Source organism: Pseudomonas sp. SR18 (assembly GCF_023701505.1).
GTDB lineage: Bacteria > Pseudomonadota > Gammaproteobacteria > Pseudomonadales > Pseudomonadaceae > Aquipseudomonas > Aquipseudomonas cyclaminis.
Genome location: NZ_JAMQAU010000001.1, coordinates 734,761 through 748,797 on the forward strand (window position 1 = coordinate 734,761; position 14,037 = coordinate 748,797).

Sequence of the window (14,037 nt, forward strand, 5' to 3'; positions counted from 1 at the left end):
TAAGTTTACTTGCTAGCGGTAACTGTCGTCGGGGCCATGGCGAGTGCACGCTTGGCTTCGATGAAGGTTTTGCTCCAGTAGCTGTCGCCCAGGCTGTCGACTCGAACACCGCCACTGCGACGGCTGCTGGAGTGGATGAACTGGTTATCGCCCAGGTAAATACCGGCGTGGCTGACACGACCACGGCCTGCAGTACTGAAGAAAAGCAGATCACCGGGCTTGAGGTTGTTGCGCGCGACCAACGGTGCTTTCACGTTGATCATTTCGCGAGTGGAGCGTGGCAGGTTCATGCCAGCCTCTTCACGAAACAGATAACCGATGAAACCGCTGCAATCGAAACCAGCTTCAGAGGTACCGCCGAAACGGTAACGAGTACCGATCAGGGACATGCCACGTTCGAGGATGCTGTCGGCCAGAACTGGAAGCTGATAAGGCTTGTTGCCGGAGAAGTCGGCCAGTTCTTTCTCGGTTGCCTGCTCTTCTTTATAAAGAGCTTCCTGATAGACAGTGGAAGACTGCGCTGCAACGAATTTTGCCTGGGCATGTTGTTGAGGCTTTTGCTGCTCAACCACCTGTTGAGGGTGGGAGGCGCAACCAAACAACAGGGTAACGAGTGCGAGAGGCACGAGGGGTGCGAAGCGATTTAGCATGGGCACGACCGTGGCTGATGTGTAAAGAAGCCGAGACTATGCCCTCTATCACATCGATTTGCAAATTCAATCGTGATCTATGTGACTTCTTGTTTGGACTATGACATCTAAGCCCTTAACACCCTATAGACGCCTTTCGCGTGGCCAAACCGGCCCAAACGCGGGTTTTCTGACGCCTGGAATTTGCCAAAACCCTTGAAAACAAAGGGCTGGCTACCAGCCTAGGGTTTCTTTGAGGAACGGGATGGTCAGCTTGCGCTGGGCCTGCAAGGAGGCCTGATCGAGCTGTTCGAGCAAGTCGAACAGCGCACTCATGCTGCGAGTGCCACGGGTGAGGATAAAGTGCCCGACTTCGTCGGTGAGGTGCAGGCCGCGACGGGAGGCACGCAATTGCAGGGCACGCAATTTATCTTCGTCGGACAGCGGGCGCATCTGGAAGATCAGCGCCAGGGTCAGGCGCGACTTGAGGTCAGCCAGCTTGACGGGCAACTCGCGCGGCGAGGTGGAGGCAGCGATCAACAAACGCCGACCGCTGTCACGCAAGCGGTTGAACAGATGAAACAGCGCCTCTTCCCAATCGGCCTTGCCGGCAATCGCCTGAAGGTCATCCAGGCACACCAGTTCGTATTGCTCAAGGTTATCGAAGATGCCGATGCCGCGATCCATCAACTCAGCCAAGGGCAGGTACACCGCCGGCTCGCCGATCTGCTCGAAGCGCAGGCAAGCGGCCTGCAACAGGTGGGTACGCCCCACGCCGTGCTTGCCCCACAGATAGATCAGGCTTTCAGTCCACCCGGCGTCGGCTTCGCAGAGCCGCTCGACATAGCCGAGTGCAGCGGCATTGGCGCCTGGGTAGTAATTGATAAAGGTGGCGTCATCACGCAGACGCACACCTAAGGGCAGCTGAATCGGTTTCATGCTGACTGAACGGCTCCCATCGAACCGCTAGTGGCCTCTGTGTAAAGTTTGCAAAGTTTATACCCGTGACGCCGGGTGCACAATGCAGCAGACCACAAGCAAAATCAAAGGTTTGCGTTAACTTGCCGGTTTTACGCGGATTGTTTGACGCCACCACCCCATAAACAACAAACCCGGCCGGAGCCGGGTTTGTGACGCAGCGGTTACAGGTCGGGGTCTTCGACGCCCGTGTACACATCCGAATCCTTGTACAGATCGTGCATATGGCGCACCAGCACCATGATCACCGCGGCCACCGGCAATGCCAGCAAGATACCAGTAAAGCCAAACAGCTCGCCGCCCGCCAGGATCGCAAAGATCACCGCAACCGGGTGCAGCCCGATCCGATCCCCCACCAGCAACGGCGTCAGCACCATGCCTTCAAGGGCCTGGCCGACCATGAACACCGCAACAATCCCGAGCATCGGGTACAGGTCGCCGCCAAATTGGAACAGACCAGCTACCAGCGCCGCACCGATACCAATCACAAAGCCCATATAAGGAACAATGGCGGCAAGACCTGCGATCAAGCCAATCAAAAGGCCCAGCTCCAGGCCGATGGCCATCAGGCCGGCGGCGTAGATAACCCCCAGGGCCAACATCACCAACAACTGGCCACGCACGAATGCACCCAACACTTCATGGCATTCACCGGCCAGGGACACGATGCGCTCCTCACGATCACGCGGCAGCAGGCTACGAATCTTGGCCATCATGATGTCCCAGTCGCGCAGCAGGTAGAACGCAACCACCGGAATCAGCACCAGGTTGGTCAACCAGCCGATCAATGCCAGGCTCGACGCCGTGGCCTGACTGAGGATCACACCGACGATATCGGTGGTTTGCCCCATATGCTCGCTGATCGCCGCCTTGACCTTGTCGAACTTCCAGAAACCGTCCGACAGCCCCAACTTGGCCTGGGCCCACGGCATTGCCGTGTGCTGCAACCAGTCGAGCATCTGCGGCGCCAGCTCATAGAGGCGAAACAGTTGTTTGGCCAGCATCGGCACCAGCACCAGCACCAGCGCGGTGATGATCAAGGTGAACAGCGTAAACACTGCCACTACGCCCAAGGTCCGCGACAGGCCGGCTTTTTCCAGGCGATCCACCACCGGATCGAACAGATAGGCCAGCAACAACGCAACCAGGAACGGCGTCAGGATCGAATGCAGCAAGAACACAAAAACGCACAGCAGGACGATCCCGCCAAGCCACACCCAACGACGCGTATCCGCCATAAACCACTCCATTGCTTCTATATAAGGAAGAACTGTTACCAACGAAAACGCAGTTGTGCCTGAGGCTCAGGGGCGCCAGCCGGTTGCGCGCCTTCAACGACCGGCTGCGCGGCCTGCGCCTCACCCGCAGGAATCTCCTGCAACTTGGCCAGGCTCAACTGGGTACGCAACTGATCGGCGCTGCCATTGACCCGGTACACAATGCGGTTGCCATCCACCCACTGCGGCTGGCCACCAAACGGCTCCAGCAGATGACCCAGCGCGGCATAATGCTCCAGGGTCATCCCCTGCACCTCCAGCAATTGTTCGGTGCTCACGCCCGGCTTGACCGCAAAACGCGGTGCCAGTTTTTGACTGACCGCCAGCATCACGGCATCGGCGACCGCGCCGGTGTCGGCGCCCTGCACAGTGCCCTGATCGCTCTTCTCACCCAGCCAGAGACGCCATTTGGCCTGCCATTGATTGCCTTCCTGACGCGCGTGCACGGCGAGCAAGGCATCAGCGCCATAGCGCTCGGACGCGGCGCGCAACGGCGTGGCGTCAGCGCTCTCCAGGTTCGGCGCCGTGGCGACGACCTGTTCATCCAGATCCCCCAACGGCAGACGCAACGGCAAGCCACGGTGTTGCGCGGCACGCCGCAGCGCCTGGGCAACGGTCTGGCCATCCCCCACCAGACTACTTCCTTCGGTGGAGTCGTTCAGCCACCAGCCGAGGATCGACGGCCGATTGCTACCCCAGATCGACAGGCCCGCATCACGCAGCGCACGGTCAGTGGTGACGGGGTCGAAGTCCACTTGCAGGCTCTCGGGCGGGCCGGCGTCGTAGCCGTACTGGGTGATGATTTGCTGCGGATCCTTGCGAATCGCCGCCAGGCCTGCGCCATCGGCGGCCTTGGCGTCGCCGGTCAGGCGGATCACCAGGGTCTGCACAGCGCGCTGGGTCGCCTGATCGCGCTCTTGGGGCGATTGGCTGGTGACGGGTTCAAGTACTTGATACAGGCCATTGAGGGTTTCGGCATGACTCGCCAGGCTGACCAACGACAAGCAGCCCACAAAGAAGAATTTACACAGACGCATGGAAGATTCCCGAACGACAAATTTAGCGGCTGGAACAGACCGCGTGAACTCGGTTTGCCATGGCTGTGACCACGGCGACCGGCAAAACATTCACAGGGTCCTGGTAAGTTTTCATGCTGTCATAACGATAGCGGGTTCAAGGCTATACCTTAATACGCGCCACGGCTGAGGCGATTAGCATTTTTTTAACCTATATGGCCCTGCCCGTCGGCCCGAGGATGGCCGCTGCCCCTCAAGCCTGATAAAATCGCGCGCCTTCGCAGACCGTCCCCGGCCGGGCCTTTTACCAAAAGCGCCTGCCCGCTCGGTCGTTACCCCTGAATCCCCCCTAAAGGCCTGGATCATGAGCAAGCAACCCTCCCTGAGCTACAAGGACGCCGGTGTAGACATCGACGCCGGTGAAGCATTGGTCGAACGCATCAAGAGCGTCGCCAAGCGCACTGCGCGCCCCGAAGTCATGGGCGGCCTGGGCGGTTTTGGCGCCCTCTGCGAAATCCCGGCCGGCTACAAGCAGCCTGTTCTGGTGTCCGGCACCGACGGCGTGGGCACCAAGCTGCGCCTGGCACTGAACCTGAACAAGCACGACAGCATCGGCATCGACCTGGTTGCCATGTGCGTCAACGACCTGGTGGTGTGCGGCGCCGAGCCGTTGTTCTTCCTGGACTACTACGCCACCGGCAAGCTCAACGTCGAGACCGCTACCCAAGTGGTTACCGGCATTGGCGCGGGTTGCGAACTGTCGGGTTGCTCCCTGGTCGGCGGCGAAACCGCTGAAATGCCAGGCATGTACGAAGGCGAAGACTACGACCTGGCCGGTTTCTGCGTTGGCGTTGTCGAGAAAGCCGACATCATCGACGGCTCCAAAGTGGCTGCCGGCGACGCCCTGCTTGCCCTGCCGTCCTCCGGCCCGCACTCCAACGGCTACTCGCTGATCCGCAAGATCATCGAAGTGTCCGGCGCCGACATCGAGAACATCCAACTCGACGGCAAGCCGCTGACCGACCTGCTGATGGCCCCGACCCGCATCTACGTCAAGCCACTGCTCAAGCTGATCAAGGACACCGGCGCGGTGAAGGCCATGGCCCACATCACCGGCGGCGGCCTGCTGGACAACATCCCGCGCGTGCTGCCAAAAGGCGCCCAGGCGATTGTCGACGTGGCCAGCTGGCAGCGTCCTGCGGTCTTCGACTGGCTGCAAGAGAAAGGCAACGTCAACGAAACCGAAATGCACCGCGTGCTCAACTGCGGCGTGGGCATGGTGATCTGCGTGGCGCAAGAGCACGTGGAAACCGCGCTGAACGTCCTGCGTGAAGCCGGCGAGCAGCCTTGGGTCATCGGTCAGATCGCCACCGCTGCCGAAGGCGCGGCCCAGGTTGAACTGAAGAACCTCAAGGCTCATTAATGTCCCAGACCTGTGATGTCGTGGTGCTGCTCTCCGGCACCGGCAGTAATTTGCAGGCCCTGATCGACAGCACGCGCACCGGCGACAGCCCGGTGCGCATCGCGGCGGTGATCTCCAACCGCAGCGACGCCTACGGCCTGCAACGCGCCAGGGACGCGGGTATCGATACCCGCTCGCTGGATCACAAGGCTTTCGAGGGCCGCGAGGCCTTCGACAGCGCCTTGATCGAACTCATCGACGCCTTCAACCCCAAACTCGTGGTACTGGCCGGTTTCATGCGCATCCTCAGCGCTGATTTCGTACGGCATTACGACGGGCGCCTGCTCAACATCCACCCTTCCCTGCTGCCCAAATACAAAGGCATGCACACCCATCAGCGCGCCCTCGACGCCGGTGACAGCGAGCATGGCTGCAGCGTGCACTTTGTGACCGAGGAACTCGATGGCGGGCCTCTGGTCGTACAGGCAGTGGTTCCGGTAGAGTCTGACGACTCGGCGCAGACACTTGCGCAACGGGTTCATACCCAGGAACACAGGATTTACCCGCTGGCTGTGCGCTGGTTTGCCGAAGGGCGGTTGATTCTCGGTGACCAGGGTGCATTATTGGACGGTCAGTTACTCGCGGCCAGCGGCCACTTGATTCGAACCTAGGAGATTTTATGCGTCGCGCCTTGCTCTTCGCTTTTGCGCTGTTCGCCTTGCCTGCCGTGCAAGCGGCAGACCTTCACCCCTTCTCCGTCAGCTACACCGCCGACTGGAAACAGTTGCCCATGAGTGGTTCGGCTGAACGCAGCCTGGCCAAGAATGGCGATGGTACCTGGACCTTGAACTTCAAGGCTTCCATGATGATCGCCAGCCTCACCGAAACCAGCGTGATCCTGTTTGACAAGGACGCCCTGCAACCGAAGAGCTACACCTTCGAGCGTGGCGGCCTGGGCAAGGCGAAGAAGATCAACCTGGACTTCGACCAGACCGCCAAGAAAGTCACCGGCTTTGAAAACAAAGACCCGGTCAACGTGCCCCTGCAAAGCGGCATGCTCGACAAGTCGACCTACCAGCTGGCATTGCAACGCGATGTGGCGGCCGGCAAGAAGAGCATGAGCTACAACGTGGTGGAAGGCACCGACGTCGACACTTACGACTTCCGCGTGATCGGCCCGGAAAAGGTCCAGACCAAAGTAGGCTCCATCGACGCGATCAAGGTCGAGCGCGTGCGTGACCCGACTCAGAGTAAGCGCATCACCCAGATGTGGTTTGCCAAGGACCAGGGCGGCATCCTGGTTGCCCTGCGCCAGGTTGAGACTGACGGCAAGGAGTACAACATCATGCTGCAGGACGGTACCGTTGACGGCAAGGCTGTCAAAGGCAACTGATTGCGCGGATGAGCTGAACGGGAGCCTCGCTGAATGCGGGGCTTTTTTTCGCCTGGTGGTTTTGCGTTGAAGCTTCTGGCGCTATCGGGGGCAAGCCCCCTCCCACATTCGACCGCATTCTCAAGTGTGGGAGGGGCTAGTACATTTCTTCAAAGCCTGACATCAACATGAAACTTCTGTCATAAACCGCTAAAGCGGTTTACTTAGCAAGCTAACAAATCGTATAAAAAAGGCCTGCGACGACTTGCCGCAGACCCACCAGAGATTGGAGCAAGCAGATGACTGTAAAAGTAACTGAACGCGACGACGAACATATGTCCCACGAAGCCTTGGGCCATGGGATTCACATCTGGGATGTACACCAACAAGACCTGCTGGTCGGCATGTTTCACAACGAGAGCGATGCTCATAATTATAAAAACGAGCTTGAATCGCTTGAGATGAAACGCCAGGCACAAAGCTCCTGAAACACTGAAATCCCGCAGGCACCCGGCCCCACACAGCAGCTGGAGTGCCTGCAAACAAAAACCCCGCCTGTTAAGTGCGGGGTTTGTTGTTTTACAGCCTTACCACATCAGATCATCGGGGATCTGGTAGGCCGCGTATGGATCGTCTTCATCCGGCACCTGGCTTTCGGTGAGGATGTTGAGCTGCACGATACGCTCCGGTGCGCGCTCCTGGATCTTCAGCGCCGCTTCGCGCGGGATCACCTCGTAGCCGCCACCGTGGTGCACGATCGCCAGGGAGCCGTTGCTCAGCTTGTTGCGCATCAGCGTGTTGACCGACAGGCGCTTGACCTTCTTGTCATCCACGAAGTTGTAGTAGTCCTCGGTGGTCAGCTTGGGCAGGCGCGAGGTTTCGATCAATTGCTTGACCTGGGCCGTGCGGGCCTTGGCCTCGGCTTTCTCCTGCTGCTGGCGGTTCAGTTCCTGGTCGCGCTTGACCTTCTCGGCGTGCGCCGCAATGGCCAGGCGAGCCTGGGTGTCATCCGCCTCGATCTGGCCTTTGTGGACCAGGCGCTGCTGCTTCTGTTTCTCTTTGCCGACCTGTTTGGCCTGCTTTTGGTTGACCAGACCTGCTTTGAGCAACTGGTCGCGAAGGGAAAGGCTCATGGTGCTTACTCACTTAGGCAACTGCTCAACCGCAGCTGGACACATTCTTTTCCTGACGTTTGGCTTCGCCCCACAGGGCGTCCAACTCTTCGAGGGTGCAATCTTCTATGGGACGACGGGTGTCGCGCAATGCCTGTTCGATAAATCGGAAACGTCGTTCGAACTTGGCATTGGCGCCACGCAGCGCGGTTTCCGGGTCGATCTTGAGGTGACGGGCCAGGTTGACCGCCGCAAACAGCAGGTCACCGACTTCATCGGCAATGGCCACCGAGTCGTTATCAGCCATGGCTTCGAGCACTTCATCCAGCTCTTCGCGCACGTTGTCCACCACCGGCAACGCCGATGGCCAGTCGAAACCAACCTGACTGGCGCGCTTTTGCAACTTGGCGGCACGGGATAAGGACGGCAGCGCGGTGGGCACATCATCGAGCAGGGACAGTTGCTCCGGCGCGTCGGATTTTTCCGCGCGCTCCTCGGCTTTGATCTGCTCCCAGCGTTCCTTGACCTGCTCTTCGCTCAACTGCGGGGTATCCAGCGGCGCGTACAGATCGCCGCTGGGAAACACGTGAGGATGCCGTCGGATCAGCTTGCGCGTGATGCTGTCGATCACTCCGGCAAATTCGAAACGCCCTTCTTCCCGCGCCAGTTGGCTGTAATACACCACCTGGAACAACAAGTCGCCCAGCTCACCTTGCAGGTGATCGAAGTCGCCGCGCTCGATGGCGTCAGCCACTTCATACGCTTCTTCCAGCGTGTGCGGGACGATGGTCGCGTAGGTTTGCTTGATGTCCCACGGGCACCCGTATTTCGGGTCCCGCAGGCGGCTCATCAAGTGCAGCAGGTCTTCCAGCGAATACATCATGGTGTGCGGTTACGCCGTGTCTCGATGATGTTCGGCAGCTGGGAAATCCGCCCCAGCAACCGGCCCAATGCGTCCAATCCCGGAATCTCGATGGTCAGGGACATCAATGCGGTGTTGTCCTCTTTGTTCGAGCGGGTGTTGACCGCCAGCACGTTGATCCGCTCGTTGAGCAGCACTTGCGACACGTCTCGCAGCAAGCCGGAACGGTCGTAGGCGCGGATAATGATGTCCACCGGGTAGGTGAGCACCGGCACCGGGCCCCAACTGACCTGGATAATCCGCTCCGGCTCGCGCCCGCCCAGTTGCAGCACCGAGGCGCAGTCCTGGCGGTGAATGCTGACGCCACGGCCTTGGGTGATGTAGCCGACGATGGCGTCGCCGGGCAACGGTTGGCAGCAACCGGCGATTTGCGTCAGCAGGTTGCCCACGCCCTGGATCTGGATATCGCCGCGCTTGCCGGGCTTATAGCCGGTGGCTTTGCGCGGGATCAGCTCAAGCTGTTCGTTGCCGCGTTCCGGCTCGACCAGTTGCTGGGCCAGGTTGACCAGTTGCGCCAGGCGCAGGTCGCCAGCCCCGAGGGCGGCGAACATGTCTTCGGCGATCTTCATGTTGGCTTTTTCGGCCAGCTTGTCGAAGTCCACCTGAGGCAGGCCCAGGCGGCCCAGTTCGCGTTCGAGCAGGGTCTTGCCGGCAGCGACGTTCTGGTCCCGCGCCTGCAACTTGAACCAATGGACGATCTTCGCCCGCGCCCGCGAGGTGGTGATGTAGCCCAGGTTCGGGTTCAGCCAGTCGCGGCTCGGCGTGCCGTGCTTGCTGGTGATGATCTCGACCTGTTCACCGGTCTGCAGGCTGTAGTTGAGCGGCACGATGCGCCCGTTGATCTTGGCGCCACGGCAGTTGTGGCCGATCTCGGTGTGCACGCGGTAGGCGAAGTCCAGGGGCGTGGAGCCTTTGGGCAAGTCGATGGCGTGGCCGTCGGGGGTGAAGATGTAGACCCGGTCCGGCTCGATATCCACCCGCAGTTGTTCGGCCAGGCCGCCGATGTCGCCGAGTTCTTCGTGCCATTCCAGCACTTGGCGCAGCCAGGAGATTTTCTCTTCGTACTGGTTGGACCCGGCCTTGACGTCGGTGCCCTTGTAGCGCCAGTGCGCGCACACGCCCAGCTCTGCTTCTTCGTGCATGGCATGGGTGCGGATCTGCACTTCGAGCACCTTGCCCTCGGGGCCGATCACCGCCGTGTGCAGCGAGCGATAGCCGTTTTCCTTGGGGTTCGCGATGTAGTCGTCGAACTCCTTGGGAATGTGCCGCCACAGGGTGTGGACGATGCCCAGCGCGGTGTAGCAGTCGCGCATTTCCGGCACAAGCACGCGCACCGCACGCACGTCATAGATCTGGCTGAAGGCCAGGCCCTTGCGCTGCATTTTGCGCCAGATGGAATAGATGTGCTTGGCGCGGCCGCTGATGTCGGCGTCGACACCGGTGGCCTGCAACTCGGCGCGCAGCTGGCCCATCACGTCGCTGATAAAGCGCTCACGGTCGAGCCGCCGCTCATGCAGCAACGTGGCAATCTGTTTGTATTGATCAGGTTCCAGGTAGCGGAAGGACAAGTCCTCCAACTCCCATTTGATATGACCGATGCCCAGGCGGTGGGCCAACGGCGCGTAGATGTCAAAGACTTCGCGGGCGACGCGGTTGCGTTTCTCGTCGTCGGCGGTCTTCACAGCACGGATTGCGCAGGTGCGTTCGGCCAGTTTGATCAGAGCGACGCGCACGTCGTCGACCATGGCGACCAGCATCTTGCGCAGGTTCTCGACCTGGCCCTGAGTGCCCAGCACCATGGACTGGCGCGGGCTGAGGCTGGCGCTGATGGCGGCCATACGCAGCACGCCGTCGATCAGTTTGGCTACCACCGCGCCGAAACGCTGGCTGACGGTCGGCAACTGGATGTGCCCTTCACGCACGCCGCGATAAAGCACGGCGGCGATCAGCGAATCCTGGTCCAGCTTGAGATCGGCAAGGATCTCGGCGATCTCCAACCCGGTGCGAAAGCTGGAAGTGCCTTCGGCCCACAGGTTCTTGGCCGCATTGTCTTGCTGCTCAGACTCGCGAGCGAACTCGCAGGCTGCTTTCAAGGCTTCACGGTCCAGTGCCGGGTCGACACTGATGGCATGATCCAGCCATGCCTCCAGGTTGATACTGCCGTCGGTGTTGATCGGCTGGTGTGCTCTCACCTGTACCATCTTGCTTACCTTCCCTACGACGCACCTTGGATGCGCCAAAAATCATGCCGACCTTTTGCTGCAAACTCCCTGGCAGATCACGGCCTTGGAGAATGCAGGCCAGTCGGATTAAACGGGCATCCTAGCCCGCTTCAAATAACGCCATGGCCTCGACATGCGCTGTCTGCGGAAACATGTCGAGGATCCCGGCACGTTTTAGCCGGTAGCCTTGCTTGACCAACTCAACCGTGTCCCGCGCCAGCGTCGCCGGGTTGCAGGACACATACACCAGGCGCTTGGCCCCCAGGGTGGCGAGCTTGCGCACAACCTCTTGGGCACCATCGCGGGGTGGATCCAAGAGTACCGCAGAAAAGCCCTGTTTGGCCCAATCTGCGTCAGTCAAAGGCTGGGACAAATCGGCCTGAAAAAACTGCGCATTATGCAAATTGTTGCTGGTAGCGTTCTGTGCGGCCCGGTCCACCATGGTCTGCACACCTTCCACCGCCACCACTTCTCGCACCTGTTTTGCCAGTGGTAGGGCAAAGTTGCCCAGCCCACAAAACAGGTCCAGCACCCGTTCATCGGGCTGCGGCGCCAGCCAGTCCAGGGCCTGGGCAACCATCGCCTCGTTGACCCCGGCGTTGACCTGGACAAAATCCCCTGGTCGATACGCCAGCGCCAGGTCCCAGGCGTCCAATCGAAACCCAAGTGACTGATCGGGCTCAACCGGTTCCGGCTGGCCTTCGCCATGCAGCCACAATTGGGCTTCATGGAAACTGCAGAATTCTTTCAGGATCAGCAGGTCCGCTTCCGACAACGGCGCCATGTGCCGCAGCAACACGGCGACGGACGAGCCACTGAACAACTCCACATGCCCCAGTGCCTGAGGCTTGCTTAGACGCCGCAGCATGTTCGGCAGACGTTGCATGATCGGTTGCAAGGCCTGTACCAGCACCGGGCAATCGTCGATGGCGACGATGTCCTGGCTGGCCACTGCGCGGAAACCCACCTCGAGGTTTTTCGCCTTGGCATCCCAGCGCACGGCCACGCGGGCACGGCGTCGGTAACCGAACTCGGGGCCGCTTAACGGCGCGGCCCACTCTTGCGGTTCGACACCGGCCACACGGGACAGTTGCTCGGCGAGCATGCGCTGTTTCAGGGCAAGTTGTTCGTTGTGGGGCAAGTGCTGCACGCTGCAACCGCCGCAGCGGCCAACGTGGGCGCACGGCGCCGGGCGGCGCAGTTCGCTGGCCTTGAACACCCGCTCGGTGCGGGCCTCGACCACTTTGCCGTGGGCGCCCAGCACCCGCGCTTCGACTTCTTCACCAGCCAGCGCGCCATTGACGAACCAGGTGCGGCCTTCAAAGAACACGATGCCACGGCCGTCATTGGCCAGGCGCTCGATGGTCAGGCGCTGCTTCTTGCCCACGGGGATCTGTGGGGCCCGGCTGCCGCCCGTCGGTTGGAAGCGCAGGCCTCTCTCGTGCTTGGCCATCAGTTGGGTTCGTCGAAAATGCCGGTCGACAGGTAACGGTCGCCTCGGTCACAGATGATCGCGACGATCACCGCGTTTTCCACTTCCTTGGACAAACGCAACATACCGGCCACGGCGCCGCCGGAGGACACGCCGCAGAAGATGCCTTCTTCACGGGCCAGGCGGCGGGTGGTGTCTTCGGCTTCGCGCTGGGCCATGTCGATGATGCGATCCACGCGCGTGGCGTTGTAGATCTTCGGCAGATACTCTTCGGGCCAGCGGCGAATGCCAGGGATAGCCGAGCCTTCCATCGGTTGCAGGCCGACGATCTGGATCGCCGGGTTCTGCTCCTTGAGATAGCGCGAGTTGCCCATGATGGTGCCGGTGGTGCCCATGGAGCTGACGAAATGGGTAATGGTGCCTTGGGTCTGGCGCCAGATCTCCGGGCCGGTGCTGGTGTAGTGCGCCTCGGGGTTGTCCCCATTGGCGAACTGGTCCAGCACCTGGCCACGGCCTTCGGCGGCCATGCGCTCAGCAAGATCGCGGGCGCCTTCCATGCCTTCTTCCTGGGTCACCAGCACCAGCTCGGCGCCATAGGCGGTCATCGCCGCCTTGCGCTCGGCGCTGCCGTTGTCGGGCATGATCAACACCATCTTGTAACCCTTGATCGCAGCGGCCATGGCCAGGGCGATCCCGGTGTTACCCGAGGTGGCTTCGATCAGGGTGTCGCCAGGCTTGATCTGCCCGCGCAATTCGGCACGGGTGATCATCGACAGCGCCGGACGGTCCTTGACCGAGCCTGCGGGGTTGTTACCTTCGAGCTTGAGCAACAGGGTATTGCTGGTTTCACCCGCCATGCGTTGCAAGCGGACCAGGGGCGTGTTGCCGACGCAATCGGCGATTGTAGGGTACTGCAAGGTCATGGCGTATTCGCAATCCAGACTGCGGGGCGCACATCATACCGGGAAAGGCCGGCGGGCCATATCACGCAAAGTGCGGTGCTTATGGCTTAAAGGAATAAGGTGACTGGGCTTGCCCCCGATGGCCGCACCTCGATGAACCTGCTAGCCAGGCCGACCGTCGCCATGATTTTTATGGAAGACCTCATCCCCCATCGCCGCAATCTGCCCTTCGATCAACGCTTCAAAGGGTTTGAGCAACGGCTCGAACGACAATGGCGCTTCCAATACCTGCAACGCCTGAACGATGGCTTCAATGGTCGACAAGGCCCCCGGCCCGGGTGCCTTGCGCAGCCGATAGCGCGATACACCGCCGTCGGCCAAGGTCACCCGTGGCAACGCCGCCAGTAACGGATTGAGGTGCAGCAACTTGCGCGCCTTGCGCCAGGTGCCATCGGGTACCACCAACAACAGAGGCTGCTCCCCGGGCACATAGGCCTGCAGCGGCTGCGCGTCGTCGGCGGGGAACAGCAGGCGCGCCTGATAACCCGACGGGTTCAATAATGTCGCCAAATCATCAAACACCTCACCCACCACCAACTGTGCATTGTTCAAGCCCAACGCCGCCAACCGCGCGGTGTTGAGCGCATGGTTGACCTCGCTCGGGTGCTGCAATAGCAACACGCGGGTGCGGCTGTCGAGGCTGGGGATCAGCGGGCACAGGCAATGGGTGACGGGCCTGAGGCAACGGGAACATTGGGGTCTGGACATGGTTT

14 protein-coding genes are annotated in these 14,037 nt (G+C 60.7%); 4 read left to right on the top strand and 10 right to left on the bottom strand.

Translation table 11 applies throughout. From position 1 onward, the window contains the following. Positions 1-5 precede the first annotated feature (5 nt). From NDJ82_RS03435 to NDJ82_RS03450, 4 genes are all read right to left on the bottom strand, one after another. Entirely contained in the window at positions 6-650 is a 645-nt protein-coding gene (locus NDJ82_RS03435; RefSeq protein ID WP_099584073.1) for a C40 family peptidase, read from the bottom strand. Positions 651-863: 213 nt separating this feature from the next. Further along, positions 864-1,568 (bottom strand): DnaA regulatory inactivator Hda, encoded by a 705-nt coding sequence (gene hda / locus NDJ82_RS03440; protein WP_099584072.1) that lies wholly within the window; start codon positions 1,566-1,568, stop codon positions 864-866. 203 nt (positions 1,569-1,771) lie between these two features. Beyond that, complete coding sequence (locus NDJ82_RS03445) at positions 1,772-2,845, bottom strand: AI-2E family transporter (protein ID WP_250924933.1); 1,074 nt, start codon at positions 2,843-2,845, stop codon at positions 1,772-1,774. 35 nt (positions 2,846-2,880) lie between these two features. Continuing rightward, on the bottom strand, positions 2,881-3,921 hold the full coding sequence (locus tag NDJ82_RS03450; protein ID WP_250924934.1) for a DUF2066 domain-containing protein: 1,041 nt from the start codon (positions 3,919-3,921) through the stop codon (positions 2,881-2,883). Between the two features lie 343 nt (positions 3,922-4,264). Between NDJ82_RS03450 and purM the strand changes: the two genes are divergently transcribed. From purM to NDJ82_RS03470, 4 genes are all read left to right on the top strand, one after another. Continuing rightward, on the top strand, positions 4,265-5,323 hold the full coding sequence (gene purM / locus NDJ82_RS03455) for a phosphoribosylformylglycinamidine cyclo-ligase (RefSeq protein WP_017527563.1): 1,059 nt from the start codon (positions 4,265-4,267) through the stop codon (positions 5,321-5,323). Further along, on the top strand, positions 5,323-5,973 hold the full coding sequence (purN, locus tag NDJ82_RS03460) for a phosphoribosylglycinamide formyltransferase (protein ID WP_099584070.1): 651 nt from the start codon (positions 5,323-5,325) through the stop codon (positions 5,971-5,973). The genes purM and purN overlap by 1 nt, the downstream gene beginning before the upstream one ends. A gap of 8 nt (positions 5,974-5,981) precedes the next feature. Then, positions 5,982-6,695: a DUF3108 domain-containing protein gene (locus NDJ82_RS03465; protein ID WP_112196394.1), complete on the top strand. Its 714-nt coding sequence runs from the start codon at positions 5,982-5,984 to the stop codon at positions 6,693-6,695. A gap of 278 nt (positions 6,696-6,973) precedes the next feature. After that, positions 6,974-7,162, top strand: coding sequence for a hypothetical protein (locus NDJ82_RS03470; RefSeq protein WP_003175379.1), 189 nt, complete (start codon positions 6,974-6,976; stop codon positions 7,160-7,162). 99 nt (positions 7,163-7,261) lie between these two features. Here NDJ82_RS03470 and NDJ82_RS03475 read toward each other — a convergent pair whose 3' ends face one another. The 6 genes from NDJ82_RS03475 to NDJ82_RS03500 all read right to left on the bottom strand — a co-directional run bounded on the left by NDJ82_RS03475 (position 7,262) and on the right by NDJ82_RS03500 (position 14,032). After that, positions 7,262-7,807, bottom strand: a complete 546-nt coding sequence (locus NDJ82_RS03475) for a DUF2058 domain-containing protein (RefSeq protein WP_099584068.1) — start codon at positions 7,805-7,807, stop codon at positions 7,262-7,264. A 25-nt stretch (positions 7,808-7,832) separates the two neighbouring features. Then, positions 7,833-8,666 carry a nucleoside triphosphate pyrophosphohydrolase gene (gene mazG, locus NDJ82_RS03480; protein ID WP_191959200.1) on the bottom strand — a complete coding sequence of 278 codons (834 nt, stop codon included), beginning with the start codon at positions 8,664-8,666 and terminating at the stop codon, positions 7,833-7,835. Further along, entirely contained in the window at positions 8,666-10,909 is a 2,244-nt protein-coding gene (gene relA / locus NDJ82_RS03485; RefSeq protein WP_099584066.1) for a GTP diphosphokinase, read from the bottom strand. The genes mazG and relA overlap by 1 nt, the downstream gene beginning before the upstream one ends. A gap of 121 nt (positions 10,910-11,030) precedes the next feature. Continuing rightward, positions 11,031-12,383, bottom strand: coding sequence for a 23S rRNA (uracil(1939)-C(5))-methyltransferase RlmD (gene rlmD, locus NDJ82_RS03490; protein ID WP_250924935.1), 1,353 nt, complete (start codon positions 12,381-12,383; stop codon positions 11,031-11,033). Continuing rightward, on the bottom strand, positions 12,383-13,285 hold the full coding sequence (gene cysM / locus NDJ82_RS03495; protein ID WP_099584064.1) for a cysteine synthase CysM: 903 nt from the start codon (positions 13,283-13,285) through the stop codon (positions 12,383-12,385). Before cysM ends, rlmD begins: the two co-directional genes overlap by 1 nt. Before the next feature lie 141 nt (positions 13,286-13,426). After that, positions 13,427-14,032 carry a tRNA-uridine aminocarboxypropyltransferase gene (locus NDJ82_RS03500; protein WP_250924936.1) on the bottom strand — a complete coding sequence of 202 codons (606 nt, stop codon included), beginning with the start codon at positions 14,030-14,032 and terminating at the stop codon, positions 13,427-13,429. Positions 14,033-14,037 lie beyond the last annotated feature (5 nt).

What these genes read in the sequence shown, in the direction of transcription:
- NDJ82_RS03435 (WP_099584073.1), bottom strand. Translation starts at nt 650, where the DNA reads ATGCTAAATCGCTTCGCACCCCTCGTGCCTCTCGCACTCGTTACCCTG.
- hda (WP_099584072.1), bottom strand. Translation starts at nt 1,568, where the DNA reads ATGAAACCGATTCAGCTGCCCTTAGGTGTGCGTCTGCGTGATGACGCC.
- NDJ82_RS03445 (WP_250924933.1), bottom strand. Translation starts at nt 2,845, where the DNA reads ATGGCGGATACGCGTCGTTGGGTGTGGCTTGGCGGGATCGTCCTGCTG.
- NDJ82_RS03450 (WP_250924934.1), bottom strand. Translation starts at nt 3,921, where the DNA reads ATGCGTCTGTGTAAATTCTTCTTTGTGGGCTGCTTGTCGTTGGTCAGC.
- purM (WP_017527563.1), top strand. Translation starts at nt 4,265, where the DNA reads ATGAGCAAGCAACCCTCCCTGAGCTACAAGGACGCCGGTGTAGACATC.
- purN (WP_099584070.1), top strand. Translation starts at nt 5,323, where the DNA reads ATGTCCCAGACCTGTGATGTCGTGGTGCTGCTCTCCGGCACCGGCAGT.
- NDJ82_RS03465 (WP_112196394.1), top strand. Translation starts at nt 5,982, where the DNA reads ATGCGTCGCGCCTTGCTCTTCGCTTTTGCGCTGTTCGCCTTGCCTGCC.
- NDJ82_RS03470 (WP_003175379.1), top strand. Translation starts at nt 6,974, where the DNA reads ATGACTGTAAAAGTAACTGAACGCGACGACGAACATATGTCCCACGAA.
- NDJ82_RS03475 (WP_099584068.1), bottom strand. Translation starts at nt 7,807, where the DNA reads ATGAGCCTTTCCCTTCGCGACCAGTTGCTCAAAGCAGGTCTGGTCAAC.
- mazG (WP_191959200.1), bottom strand. Translation starts at nt 8,666, where the DNA reads ATGTATTCGCTGGAAGACCTGCTGCACTTGATGAGCCGCCTGCGGGAC.
- relA (WP_099584066.1), bottom strand. Translation starts at nt 10,909, where the DNA reads ATGGTACAGGTGAGAGCACACCAGCCGATCAACACCGACGGCAGTATC.
- rlmD (WP_250924935.1), bottom strand. Translation starts at nt 12,383, where the DNA reads ATGGCCAAGCACGAGAGAGGCCTGCGCTTCCAACCGACGGGCGGCAGC.
- cysM (WP_099584064.1), bottom strand. Translation starts at nt 13,285, where the DNA reads ATGACCTTGCAGTACCCTACAATCGCCGATTGCGTCGGCAACACGCCC.
- NDJ82_RS03500 (WP_250924936.1), bottom strand. Translation starts at nt 14,032, where the DNA reads ATGTCCAGACCCCAATGTTCCCGTTGCCTCAGGCCCGTCACCCATTGC.